Annotated in this window: 11 protein-coding genes; 7 read left to right on the forward strand and 4 right to left on the reverse strand. The window is 54.6% G+C overall.

The annotated features are described in order from the left end of the window. Nucleotides 1–66: 66 nt before the first annotated feature. From metF to metB, 3 genes are all read right to left on the reverse strand, one after another. Entirely contained in the window at nt 67–957 is an 891-nt protein-coding gene (metF, locus tag GA0061071_RS18920) for a methylenetetrahydrofolate reductase (RefSeq protein WP_061499304.1), read from the reverse strand. A gap of 210 nt (nt 958–1,167) precedes the next feature. Continuing rightward, nucleotides 1,168–3,600 (reverse strand): bifunctional aspartate kinase/homoserine dehydrogenase II, encoded by a 2,433-nt coding sequence (locus GA0061071_RS18925; RefSeq protein WP_061499307.1) that lies wholly within the window; start codon nt 3,598–3,600, stop codon nt 1,168–1,170. A 2-nt stretch (nt 3,601–3,602) separates the two neighbouring features. Beyond that, nucleotides 3,603–4,763 carry a cystathionine gamma-synthase gene (gene metB / locus GA0061071_RS18930; RefSeq protein ID WP_088237041.1) on the reverse strand — a complete coding sequence of 387 codons (1,161 nt, stop codon included), beginning with the start codon at nt 4,761–4,763 and terminating at the stop codon, nt 3,603–3,605. A 268-nt stretch (nt 4,764–5,031) separates the two neighbouring features. On the opposite strand from metB, the gene metJ reads away from it, so the two are divergent. Continuing rightward, a complete protein-coding gene (gene metJ, locus GA0061071_RS18935; protein WP_007369220.1) occupies nt 5,032–5,349 on the forward strand; it encodes a met regulon transcriptional regulator MetJ in 318 nt (105 codons plus the stop codon). A 100-nt stretch (nt 5,350–5,449) separates the two neighbouring features. Here the strand turns inward: metJ and rpmE are convergent, their stop codons facing one another. Then, nucleotides 5,450–5,662, reverse strand: coding sequence for a 50S ribosomal protein L31 (gene rpmE, locus GA0061071_RS18940; RefSeq protein WP_007369223.1), 213 nt, complete (start codon nt 5,660–5,662; stop codon nt 5,450–5,452). A 207-nt stretch (nt 5,663–5,869) separates the two neighbouring features. Here rpmE and priA point away from each other — a divergent pair, with 207 nt between their 5' ends. The 6 genes from priA to menA all read left to right on the forward strand — a co-directional run bounded on the left by priA (nt 5,870) and on the right by menA (nt 13,288). Beyond that, nucleotides 5,870–8,062, forward strand: coding sequence for a primosomal protein N' (gene priA / locus GA0061071_RS18945; RefSeq protein ID WP_061499312.1), 2,193 nt, complete (start codon nt 5,870–5,872; stop codon nt 8,060–8,062). 124 nt (nt 8,063–8,186) lie between these two features. Then, nucleotides 8,187–9,212, forward strand: a complete 1,026-nt coding sequence (gene cytR / locus GA0061071_RS18950; RefSeq protein WP_061499316.1) for a DNA-binding transcriptional regulator CytR — start codon at nt 8,187–8,189, stop codon at nt 9,210–9,212. A gap of 96 nt (nt 9,213–9,308) precedes the next feature. Beyond that, entirely contained in the window at nt 9,309–10,328 is a 1,020-nt protein-coding gene (ftsN, locus tag GA0061071_RS18955) for a cell division protein FtsN (protein WP_071890650.1), read from the forward strand. A 92-nt stretch (nt 10,329–10,420) separates the two neighbouring features. After that, nucleotides 10,421–10,951, forward strand: a complete 531-nt coding sequence (hslV, locus tag GA0061071_RS18960; protein WP_061499322.1) for an ATP-dependent protease subunit HslV — start codon at nt 10,421–10,423, stop codon at nt 10,949–10,951. A 9-nt stretch (nt 10,952–10,960) separates the two neighbouring features. After that, on the forward strand, nt 10,961–12,292 hold the full coding sequence (hslU, locus tag GA0061071_RS18965; protein ID WP_061499325.1) for an HslU--HslV peptidase ATPase subunit: 1,332 nt from the start codon (nt 10,961–10,963) through the stop codon (nt 12,290–12,292). Between the two features lie 66 nt (nt 12,293–12,358). Further along, nucleotides 12,359–13,288 (forward strand): 1,4-dihydroxy-2-naphthoate polyprenyltransferase, encoded by a 930-nt coding sequence (menA, locus tag GA0061071_RS18970; RefSeq protein ID WP_061499327.1) that lies wholly within the window; start codon nt 12,359–12,361, stop codon nt 13,286–13,288. Nucleotides 13,289–13,347 lie beyond the last annotated feature (59 nt).

A 13,347-nucleotide genomic window follows, 5' to 3' on the forward strand; every position in this document is an offset into this window, starting at 1 on the left:
CGGGCCTGCAGAACGTTTTACTGGTCGGGCGCGGGTATAAAACCGCCGTCCGACCTGATGGGTGGTTTACACCGCCGGGCGAACGCCTAACGTATGGCAAATGGCATAGCTCATTTCAGCGCGATTCAACGTATAGAAGTGGAAATCTTTCACCCCTTCGCGGCTTAAAATTTTCACCATATCCATCGCGATATTGGCCCCCACCAGCTTGCGGGTTTCCGCGTCATCATCCAGCCCATCGAACATTTGCGACATCCACGCCGGAATACGTACGTTAGTCATGTCTGCGAATTTTTTCGCCTGTTTAAAGTTAGAGACGGGGAGAATGCCCGGCACAATCTCAACATCGATGCCGGTCGCCGCGCAGCGATCGCGAAAACGCAGATAGCTTTCCACATCAAAGAAGAACTGGGTAATGGCACGGCTGGCGCCTGCATCCACTTTACGCTTCAGGTTGAGCAAATCGGCCTGGGCGCTTTTCGCCTCCGGGTGCACTTCTGGATAGGCAGCGACCGAGATATCAAAGTCCGCCACCTCTTTTAACAGCGTCACCAGATCGGCGGCATACATATCGGGCTTACCACCGCCCGGCGGCAAGTCACCGCGCAGCGCCACAATATGACGGATACCGTTATTCCAGTAATCCTGAGCGATAGCACGCAGCTCGTCGCGGCTGGCATCAATGCAGGTCAGATGCGGCACGGCTTCCAGCCCTGTGCGCTCTTTAATGCCTTTGATAATACTGTGCGTACGGTCGCGCTCACCGGAGTTAGCGCCGTAGGTCACTGAAACGAATTTGGGTTTCAGGCTGCTCAGGCGATCGATGGAGTGCCATAAGGTTTGTTCCATTTCACTGGTGCGCGGCGGGAAAAATTCAAAGGAAACATTAATCTGGCCGTGTACTTCCGCCAGGCTTTGATTCAGGGCTTCCCGCTGGTTGGCGTGAAAAAAGCTCATACCTTACCTCATCAATCGCATGTCATTGTCTGTTGTCTTGTGAACTTCTATACGTTTAGACGTCCAGATGTAAAAATGACGGAAAACGGTCAGGGCGTCAACTGGAAAATCACCATTATTCGTGAGGAATGTTCAGTGAAGATGAAAAAAATTCATGACTGAAGATAAAACCCTCCCCTTTATAAGGAGAGGGTAGATGCAAAGGGAGGATTACAGCAACTGCGCCAGACGGTTAATATCCGACTGGATCGCGCCAGCGGTCACATCACGACCGGCACCCGGCCCACGGATCACCAGCGGGTTATCACGATACCAGCGGCTTTCAATGGCAAAAACATTATCGCACGGCAGTAGCGACGCGAGCGGATGCTCAGCACGAACGGCTTCCACGCCAACGCGCGCTTTACCGTTGGCATCAAAGCGCGCCACATAACGCAGCACCAGCCCCATTTCACGGGCAGCCTCAAGGCGCTGTAGCATCTGTTCATTGAGCTCGTCGCCATTTTCAAAGAAGTGATCCACCGAGCCCTCTTCACACCCTGCCGGGACCAGCGACTCCACACGAACCTGATCTGGCTCGATGTCATAACCCGCTTCACGGGCCAGGATCACCAGTTTACGCATCACGTCTTTCCCGGAAAGATCGACGCGCGGATCCGGCTCGGTCAGCCCCTGCTGCCAGGCCTGATCGACCAAATCGGTAAAGGGCACGGAACCATCAAACTGCAAAAACAGCCAGGAGAGCGTACCGGAGAAAATTCCGCTGATCGCCAGAATCGCATCGCCACTCTCACGCAGATCGCGCACGGTGTGGTTAACCGGCAAACCTGCGCCGACGGTGGCGTTATACAGCCAACGGCGACCGGTTTTTTCGAACGCATCGTGAATTTGGCGGTACTTATCACTGTTGCTCGCGCCAGCCAGTTTGTTGGCGCTAATCACATGGAAACCGTGGCTGGCAAAATCCAGATACTGATCGGCAAGCTGCTCGCTGGCGGTGACATCCAGCACCACTAAATCATCATAAGGGTGGGCGCGCATCCACAGGAACAAGGCTTCTTCATCCTGCTCGACCGCTTCATCATTGAAAAACGCCAGCGCGCGACTGGCATCCAGCCCGTCGTAACTCAGCAGGCTGCGGCGGCTATCCACCACTCCGGCCAGTACAAATTCAAACCCGGTGCGCGCCGACAACGCGCTCTGCTCGCGGGAGAACAGCTCCAGCCAGCGGGAACCGATATTGCCTTTTCCGAACAACATCAGGCCAATACGCTTTTCCGCGCGGAAAAGCGACTGGTGCAACCCCTGGATCAGACTCTCGGTTGGCCCTACGCGCAACACCGCAACCAGGCTAATCCCTTCATCAGACTGCCAGATAAACTCCACCGGCTGACCTTTCAATTGCTGCCAGAAACGGTGACTATGCAAGGGGTTACGGCAAACACCGGCTCCCACCATCGCCACCAGCGCCAGCCCCTGACGCAAGCGCAACTCGCCCGGCAAACCCGCTTCATCCAGCAGTTTGAAAACGCTGTCCACCACTTCGGAGGTGTAGCACAGTTGCAGCAGATTACGGTCAGCATGTGCACCAACCGCCAACGGACGCACCTGAGCACGCTTCAACACCACATCGATATCTTTTTGCGCCAGCTTAAAGTCCTGACCTGCCGGCACGAGAAACTCAATCAGGCAAACATCATCATGGCTGGTGACAATACGCGCGCCGGTTCCGGATGCCAGTACACGCTCAATACGCGTTGAACCTTGCTCCGGACTGTAACTACAGCGTAATTGCAGGTCGATATTACTGCCGGAAACGGGCTGCAACGTGCGGGCATGCAGTACCGGTGCGGCAAGACGCGCCAGCTCGCTGGCCTCGTCGAGACGCAGCAGCGGTAACAAGCAGGCATCTTTCACTTTGCGCGGATCGGCGCTGTACACCCCCGCCACATCGCTCCAAATGGTGACTCGCGAGACATCCGCCAGCGCACCGATCTGTGTCGCGGAATAGTCGGAACCATTACGCCCCAGCAGCACGGTTTCACCTGCGTCGTTGCGGCTGATAAAACCAGTCACCACAATGCGCTTACCCGGCAACTGCGCCAGTTTCTGTTGCAGTAATGGCCAGGACTCGCCTTCATTTACCTGCGGTTGCGCGGCGCGCTCCGCTCTCAGAAAGTCACGGGCATCCAGCCAGGCCGCGTCCAGACCTTGCTGGTTCAGTACAGCAGCCATTAAACGCGCAGACCAGATTTCACCGTGGCCGACCACTTCCGCGTATACCGCATCGGTAATGCCGCCATCCAGCAGTGCAGCCAGGTGTTCCAGATCGTGGATAAATTCACTGGTTAACCCGTCGGCGACATCCGCGGGCAGCAAACCGCCGATCAGATCGCTTTGATAGCGGCGCAGTGATTGTTGAACCTGATGCGCAGAGAGGCGATCGGTCTGGCTTAATTTAAGCCAGTTGATCAACTGATTGGTGGTGCTGCCAGCGGCCGAGACAACCATCATGTCGCCCGGTTGCGAATATTCCGCCATGATCCCCGCCACGCGCAGGTAACATTTCACATCCGCCAGACTACTCCCACCAAATTTGTGCAGCTGACGAGCTTTCGTCCCTGCCTGCGCAATCACACTCATGTTTACCCCTCAGCGGCGACCCGGAAGCCATTTTCCAGATCGGCAATTAGATCTTCACTATCTTCAATACCGGTTGAGATGCGCAGCAGCGTCTCAGAGATCCCGGCTGCGGCACGCGCTTCCGGCGCCATGCCCGCATGGGTCATCGTAGCGGCATGAGAGATTAAACTTTCCACTCCGCCTAATGATTCCGCCAGCGTAAACAGCGATAACCCACTTAAAAAGCGACGCAGCGTTTGCTCATCGCCATCCAGTTCAAAACTTAGCATCGCGCCAAAGCCTTTTTGTTGACGCACTGCAATCTCATGCCCTTGATTATCCGGCAAAGAGGGATGATACAGCTTTTTCACCAGCGGCTGTTTTTTCAGGAAATCAACTATCGCCTGCGCATTGCGCTGGGCCACTTCCATACGCGGAGACAGTGTGCGCAAACCACGCAGTAACAGATAGCTATCGAAGGCACTACCGGTGACGCCAATGTTATTCGCCCACCATGCCAGTTCAGTGACAATCTCTTCATCTTTCGCGATCACCACGCCCGCCACCACATCGGAATGCCCGTTGAGGTATTTGGTGCAGGAGTGCAGCACCAGATCGGCGCCCAGCGCCAGCGGATTTTGCAACGCCGGGCTCAGGAAGGTGTTATCCACAACGCTCACCGCACCGGCCTCACGAGCAAGTTGACAGATTTTCGCAATATCAACGACGCGCAACAATGGGTTGCTTGGGCTTTCAACCAGTACCAGTTTCGGTTTTTCCGCCAGCGCATTTTTTAGCGCCTGCTCATCACCCTGATCGACAAACCGTACACGGTAACAACCACGCTTCGCCAGACTATCAAACAAGCGATAGCTCCCACCATAGCAGTCATGTGGCGCAACCAGTAGATCGCCTGGTTTAAGAAACACGGTAGTTACAAGGTGTATAGCCGACATCCCGGTATTGGTCAGCACCGCGCCTGCGCCGCCTTCCAGTTCCGCCAGCGCACGCTGCACAACATCACGCGTTGGGTTACCACGGCGCGAGTAGTCATGCGCGCGCGGCTCATTAAAACCGGTGAAATTATACGTACTGGAAAGATGGATCGGCGGGACAACGCAACCGTACTGCTCGTCATCGTTTAATCCGCTACGCACTGCGATGGTGGCCTGTTTACGCGTCATGATGAAGGCTTCCTGGCTTAATGGATGAAAAGTCTGGCAACAGAGTAAACACTGCGCCGATAGACGTCAATACATCTGGACATCTAAACTTCTTTGCGTATAGATTGAGCAAAGGCATAATAGCCGTTAAAATTATATGCTTTAGTAAGGCACTGTTACGCGATACACCGTGTCACGCTGATGACTCTACGGTAAACTACGCGGGATTATGACTCAGGTGTAGCCACCTGAGACTGAGACTAATGACTGAGAGGATTAAAGGTATCTCATGGCTGAATGGAGCGGCGAATATATCAGCCCATACGCTGAGCACGGCAAGAAGAGTGAACAAGTAAAGAAAATTACGGTTTCCATTCCTCTTAAGGTGTTAAAAATCCTCACCGATGAACGTACCCGTCGTCAGGTGAACAACCTGCGTCATGCCACCAACAGCGAACTGCTGTGTGAAGCGTTTTTGCATGCGTTTACCGGTCAACCTTTGCCGAACGATGAAGATCTGCGTAAAGAGCGCAGCGACGAAATCCCGGAAGAGGCGAAAGTGATTATGCGTGAACTGGGTATCGACCCGGATACCTGGGAATACTGATAAAAACGAAAAAGGCGGAAGATGATGTTATCCGCCTTTCTTGCTCATCGGGAAACATCAGAGACAAAAAAAGCGCCTTTCGGCGCTTTTTTCTGGCAACTTATTTGCTGCCCGGGATGCTGAAGCGTTTGTTGAAACGCTCAACACGACCACCGGTATCAACTACGCGTTGTTTACCAGTAAAGAACGGGTGGCATTTGCCGCACACGTCCAGGTTCAGGTCGTGACCCACGGTAGAATGGGTTTTGATCACATTACCGCAAGAACAGGTTGCAGTAATAGCAACATAATTCGGGTGAATACCTTTTTTCATGGGAAACCTCAGTTTAAGGCCGCGTCGCTCTTCCAGCCCTAACGCCAGACACCACGCGAGTTAATGTGTAAGTGTATCTTCGGCACTGCAAAAGCGCACCAAAGGCGGCGAATCATACAGAAATTAACCACCACATGCAAACTGATCAGCTCGCCAGTCTTAACAATGTGTATACTAACCCGCCAGTTTTCAAGTCAGGAAGATGAGATGCCCGTCGCTCACGTTGCGCTGTCTGTACCTTTGCCCCGCACCTTTGACTACCTGCTGCCGGATGACATGCCCGTTAGCGCAGGTTGTCGCGTGCGTGTGCCTTTTGGTACGCAGCACCGCGTTGGCATTGTGGTGGCCATCAGCGACAAAAGCGAATTGCCGCTCACAGAGTTAAAACGTGTTGAAGAGGTACTCGACAGCGACCCGTCATTTTCTCCACCGGTATGGCGACTGCTGTTGTGGGCAGCGGATTATTATCATCATCCTATCGGCGATGTGCTGTTTAATGCCCTCCCCGTTCTGCTACGGCAAACAAAGCCAGCCAGCGCGGAGTTTCAAGGATACTGGTTCGCCACCGAGCAGGGACAAGCGACGGACATCAATCGCGTAAAGTCGGCAAAGCAGCAGCAGGCGTTATCGGCGCTGCGTAAAGGAAAAATCTGGCAGCATCAACTGGCCGCGTTGGATCTTAAAAGCGTCACTTTACAGGCATTGCGCGCGAAAGGTCTGGCGGAGATGAACAGTGAAGCTCCCTCTTTTAGCGACTGGCGCAACAGCTTCTCAGTAAGCGGCGACCGGCTGCGGTTAAACACTGAGCAGGCAACAGCGGTGGGAGCCATTCATAGCGCGGCGGATCGTTTCTCCGCCTGGCTGCTGGCGGGCGTTACCGGATCCGGCAAAACAGAAGTCTATTTAAGCGTGCTGGAAAACGTACTGTCGCAAGGTAAACAGGCGCTGGTAATGGTGCCGGAAATCGGTCTGACGCCGCAAACCATCGCCCGTTTTCGTGAACGTTTTAACGCGCCCGTTGAGGTTCTGCATTCCGGGCTGAACGACAGCGAAAGGTTGGTGACATGGCAGAAAGCGAAAAGCGGCGAAGCCGCCATCGTTATCGGTACCCGTTCGTCGTTGTTTACGCCGTTTAAAAACCTCGGTGTGATCGTTATCGACGAAGAGCACGACAGTTCTTATAAACAGCAAGAAGGCTGGCGCTACCACGCCCGCGATCTCGCGGTTTACCGCGCCCACAGCGAGCAAATCCCGATTATTCTTGGTTCCGCCACCCCGGCGCTGGAAACCCTGTATAACGTCCGGATGCGTAAATACCATCTGTTGCGACTCACCCGCCGCGCCGGTAATGCGCGCCCGGCAACACAGCATGTGCTGGATATGAAAGGCCAGCAGTTACAGGCCGGACTGGCACCTGCGCTTATCAACCGCATACGCCAGCATCTGCAGGCGGGCAATCAGGTGATCCTGTTTCTTAATCGTCGCGGTTTTTCCCCGGCGCTGCTGTGCCATGATTGCGGCTGGATAGCAGAATGCCCCCGCTGCGATCACTATTACACCTTCCACCAGGCGCAGCAGCATTTACGCTGTCACCACTGCGATAGCCAGCGGCCTGTGCCTCGCCAGTGTCCTTCCTGCGGCTCCACGCACTTACTGCCTGTGGGGTTAGGCACAGAACAACTGGAACAAGCGCTGGCCCCCCTGTTTCCGGGTGTGCCGGTATCGCGTATCGATCGGGATACCACCAGCCGTAAAGGGGCATTAGAGCAACATCTTGCCGAAGTCCACCGTGGCGGCGCACGTATTCTTATTGGCACTCAGATGCTGGCGAAGGGTCACCACTTTCCGGATGTCACGCTGGTCGCACTGCTGGATGTGGATGGCGCATTGTTTTCGGCGGATTTCCGCGCAGCCGAACGTTTCGCCCAGCTTTATACCCAGGTATCCGGTCGCGCTGGCCGTGCCGGAAAGCAGGGTGAGGTGGTGTTGCAAACACACCATCCGGAACATCCGCTCTTGCTGACACTGCTGCATAAAGGCTATGACACCTTTGCTGAACAGGCGCTGGCAGAGCGGCAAACCCTGCAATTACCCCCGTGGACCAGTCATGTGCTGATCCGCGCCGAAGATCAAAACAACCAGCACGCGCCCCTGTTTTTACAACAGTTGAGAAATCTGCTGCAGGCCAGCCCGCTGGCGGATAATCCATTGTGGATCCTTGGACCGGTTCCCGCGCTGGCGGCTAAACGTGCCGGACGATACCGCTGGCAGATCCTGTTACAACACCCTTCCCGCGTTCGTCTACAACATATTGTTAACGGCGCACTGGCGCTCGTGAATACTCTGCCGGAAGCGCGCCGGGTGAAATGGGTGCTGGATGTCGACCCTATCGAAGGCTAATGCTGCGAGGCAGCGCGTAAAATTCAACTTTCATCACACTTTTCATGAAAATTCTGTAACCGAAGGGCTTAACTATCTGATAAAAATGTGACTACGCCTGCGCCGTGCATGCGAGGAGAACAAGGTGAAACCCAAAAATCAGGTTGCGGCTGCGACCATGAAAGACGTTGCCATGAAAGCAAAGGTATCTACGGCAACCGTATCCCGTGCGTTAATGAATCCGGATAAAGTGTCGCAAGCAACCCGCAATCGGGTTGAACAAGCGGCGATGGAAGTGGGCTATTTGCCCCAGTCAATGGGACGCAACGTTAAACGCAATGAATCCCGGACCATTTTGGTGATTGTGCCGGATATCTGCGATCCCTTTTTCAGCGAAATTATTCGCGGTATTGAAGTTGCCGCAGCTGAACACGGTTATCTGGTGTTGATTGGCGACTGCGCCCATCAGAATCAGCAGGAAAAGACCTTTATCGACCTGATTATCACCAAGCAAATCGATGGCATGCTGCTGCTGGGTTCGCGTCTGCCGTTTGATGCCAGTATTGAGGAGCAACGCAATCTGCCCCCTATGGTGATGGCGAATGAATTTGCTCCCGAACTGGAACTGCCGACGGTTCATATTGATAACCTGACCGCCGCGTTTAACGCCGTCAATTATCTGCAGGAACAAGGACATCATCTGATTGGCTGTATCGCCGGGCCGGAAGAGATGCCGCTGTGTCACTATCGGCTGCAGGGATACGTGCAAGCATTGCGTCGCTCAGGCGTAGTCGTCGACCCTCATTATATTGCACGCGGCGACTTCACCTTCGAAGCGGGTGCTCATGCGCTGGAGCAATTAATGACGCTGCCGAAACCGCCGACAGCTGTTTTCTGCCATAGCGATGTCATGGCGCTCGGCGCGCTCTCGCAAGCCAAACGCCGCGGGCTGAGAGTGCCACAGGATTTATCCATCATCGGCTTTGATAACATTTCACTGGCGGAGTTCTGCGACCCGCCACTGACTACCGTTGCACAGCCGCGCTACGACATTGGCCGCGAATCGATGCTATTGCTGCTCGAGCAACTGCAAGGCCATAACGTCAACAGCGGATCGCGTCTGTTGGATTGCGAACTGATTCTGCGCGGGTCAACCCAGGCACTGAAGTAAAGCCGGGGCTTTCAGACTCCCGCTTCTGGTCAAAAGCCCGTCGCTTAAGTAACATGGCGGGCTGATAAACGAAATAAAGACAGCGAAACAACGATAGTGGCACAACGAGATTATGTACGCCGCGGCAGCCAGTCGGCTCCTTCGCGGCGCAAAAAGAGTAGCTCAAGGAACAAGCAACGCAGCAAGTCTGCGGTCTCTCCAGCCATGGTCGCCATTGCGGCCGCCGTGCTGGTTGCCTTTATCGGTGGTCTGTACTTCATTACGCACCACAAAAAAGAAGAATCCGAATCGCTGCAAAATCAAAAAGTCGCCGGTAACGGTTTACCCCCGAAACCGGAAGAACGCTGGCGCTATATCAAGGAGCTGGAAAGCCGCCAGCCTGGCGTACTGGCCCCCACGGAGCCTTCAGCCGGTGGTGAAGTGAAAAACCCGGACCAGCTCACTGATGAACAACGCCAGTTGTTAGCGCAAATGCAGGCGGATATGCGCCAGCAGCCAACGCAGCTCAACGAAGTGCCGTGGAATGAGCAAACTGCGGAGCAGCGCCAGCAAACATTGCAACGCCAGCGCCAGGCGCAGCAGCAGGTGCAGATGCAACAGCAGCAGCAATGGGCACAAACGCAGCCAGTGCAGCAGCCGCGTTCGCAGCCACGCGTAACGGAACAACCGGTTCAGCAACCTGCGCGTACAGCGCAAACCACAGCGCCAGCCACAACGGCACCGCGTCAGACGCAGCAGCAGAAACCCGCTACGACGTCACAGCCGTATCAGGATCTGTTGCAGACTCCGCCACACAACACGGCGTCACAGCCCAAAACGCAGCAAGCCGCGCCCATCACACATGAGATGGAAGCGCCGAAACAGCAGCAAACGGCAGAGAAAAAAGATGATCGTCGCTGGTTGGTACAGTGCGGCTCGTTTAAAGGCCAGGATCAAGCCGAAACCGTTCGTGCGCAACTGGCGTTTGAAGGATTTGACTCACGCATTACCGCCAACAACGGCTGGAATCGCGTTGTGATAGGCCCGGTGAAAGGCAAAGAGAATGCCGACTCCACCATTAGCCGCCTGAAAATGGCCGGCCACACAAACTGCATCCGTCTCGCCGCCGGGGGTTGAAACCCCCAAAATCTCCCCCATTTATAATTGCAATCTGCCCCGCACACTGTTGCGGGGTCTGTATTCTGCATTTGTAACCAAGGGGTCTGCTCGTGACAACAATAGTAAGCGTACGCCGTAACGGCCATGTCGTTATCGCTGGTGATGGCCAGGCCACACTGGGCAACACGGTAATGAAAGGCAACGTGAAAAAAGTCCGTCGCCTGTATCACGACAAAGTGATCGCTGGCTTTGCCGGTGGCACCGCCGATGCCTTCACGCTGTTTGAACTGTTCGAACGTAAACTGGAAATGCACCAGGGACATCTGGTGAAAGCGGCTGTCGAACTGGCAAAGGACTGGCGTACCGATCGCATGCTGCGCAAGCTTGAGGCGTTACTGGCCGTGGCTGATGAAACGGCATCGCTTATCATCACTGGCAACGGCGACGTGGTGCAGCCAGAAAATGATCTGATCGCCATTGGTTCCGGTGGGCCTTATGCCCAGGCTGCGGCGCGTGCACTGTTGGAAAATACCGAACTGAGCGCGCGTGAAATTGCTGAGAAGGCGTTGGATATTGCAGGCGACATCTGCATCTATACCAACCACTTCCATACCATCGAAGAATTATCCTCTGAAGCGTAAGGATCTCCCATGTCTGAAATGACCCCACGCGAAATCGTCAGCGAACTGAACAAACACATTATTGGCCAGGACGCTGCCAAGCGGTCAGTGGCGATTGCTCTGCGTAACCGCTGGCGTCGTATGCAGCTCGATGAAGAACTGCGCCATGAAGTGACACCGAAAAACATTCTGATGATCGGCCCGACCGGTGTCGGTAAAACCGAAATCGCCCGTCGTCTGGCAAAACTCGCCAATGCGCCGTTTATCAAAGTCGAAGCGACCAAGTTCACCGAAGTGGGCTATGTCGGCAAAGAAGTGGATTCTATCATCCGCGATCTGACCGATGCTGCCGTTAAAATGGTGCGTATTCAGTCGATCGAGAAAAACCGTTACCGCGCAGAAGAAATGGCGGAGGAACGCATTCTCGACGTGCTGATCCCACCGGCGAAAAATAACTGGGGCCAGCCAGAGCAGCCCGCAGAACCTTCTGCGGCGCGCCAGTCTTTCCGCAAAAAACTGCGTGAAGGCCAGCTCGACGACAAAGAAATTGAGATCGACCTCGCCGCAGCACCGATGGGTGTCGAAATCATGGCACCTCCGGGCATGGAAGAGATGACCAACCAGCTTCAGTCGATGTTCCAGAATCTGGGCGGCCAGAAGCAGAAGCCGCGCAAGCTGAAAATCAAAGATGCGATGAAGCTGCTGATTGAAGAGGAAGCCGCGAAGCTGGTCAACCCGGAAGAGTTGAAACAAGAGGCTATCGACGCCGTTGAACAACACGGGATTGTGTTTATCGACGAAATCGACAAAATCTGTAAGCGCGGTAATACCTCCGGTCCGGATGTCTCCCGCGAAGGCGTACAGCGCGACCTGCTGCCGCTGGTGGAAGGCTGCACCGTATCGACGAAACATGGCATGGTCAAAACCGACCATATTCTGTTTATCGCTTCCGGCGCATTCCAGATTGCCAGCCCGTCAGACCTGATCCCGGAACTGCAAGGCCGTTTGCCGATCCGCGTTGAACTGCAGGCGCTGACCGCAGAAGATTTCGAGCGCATTCTCACCGAGCCGAACGCATCGGTTACCGTTCAGTACAAAGCGCTGATGGCGACCGAAGGCGTAAATATCGACTTCACTGACGACGGTATCAAACGCATCGCACAGGCAGCCTGGCAGGTGAACGAAACCACGGAAAACATCGGCGCTCGCCGTTTGCATACCGTGCTGGAACGCCTGATGGAAGATATCTCCTATGATGCCAGCGATCTGGGTGGCCAGACGATCATCATTGATGCCGACTATGTGAGTAAACACCTTGATGCTTTAGTGGCAGATGAAGATCTGAGCCGTTTTATCTTATAATCATCGCCACAACGTTTTCATCACATTCGATGGGGGCTTATGCCCCCATTTTTGTCGGCCTAATTTATGAACGAAACGCAAACTCTGAGCCGTACTCAAGCCTGGTTGGAAAGCCTGCGACCGAAAACACTACCGTTGGCGTTTGCCGCCATTGTTGTGGGTACGGTACTGGCCTGGTGGCAGGGCTTTTTTGATCCGCTGGTCGCTGTGCTCGCGCTGCTCACTGCCGGACTGCTGCAAATTCTCTCGAATCTCGCCAACGATTATGGTGACGCGGTCAAAGGCAGCGATAAGCCAGACCGTCTCGGGCCATTGCGTGGCATGCAGAAAGGGGCGATTTCCCTCGCGCAAATGAAGCGCGCGCTGATCATTATCATCATACTGAGCTGCATCTCCGGGTTGTTGCTGGTCACCGCCGCCACTCAGACAATGGCCGACTTTATTGGTTTTCTGGTGCTGGGTGGGCTCTCAATTATCGCCGCCATCACCTACACCATTGGCAAACGCCCTTACGGCTACATTGGCCTTGGCGATGTGTCAGTGTTGATTTTCTTTGGCTGGCTCAGCGTCATGGGTAGCTGGTATCTGCAAACGCATATGCTGGTTCCCGCCGTGATCCTGCCTGCAACTGCCTGCGGCCTGCTGGCCACAGCGGTATTGAATATCAACAACCTGCGCGATATCGATAGCGACCGCGAAAACGGTAAAAATACGCTGGTGGTGCGTTTAGGGCCGATCAATGCTCGCCGTTATCACGCGGGTTTACTGGTTGGCGCGCTGATATGCCTGGCATTGTTTAATCTGCTGTCGCTGCACAGCGCCTGGGGGTGGCTGTTTATTCTTTCCGCCCCGCTGCTGATAAAACAGGCGCGTTTTGTGCTGCGTGAACTCGACCCGCGCGCGATGCCGCCCATGCTGGAACGCACGGTAAAAGGTGCACTGTTAACTAACCTGTTGTTTGTAGTTGGAATTATCCTCAGTCAAACGCATTTTTAACTGATTAATGTCAATTAAAAATTGATGATTTTGCCAACAGTGCGCGATGCGCGATATAC

The organism is Kosakonia oryzendophytica, assembly GCF_900094925.1.
In the GTDB taxonomy this organism is placed as follows: Bacteria; Pseudomonadota; Gammaproteobacteria; order Enterobacterales; family Enterobacteriaceae; genus Kosakonia; species Kosakonia oryzendophytica.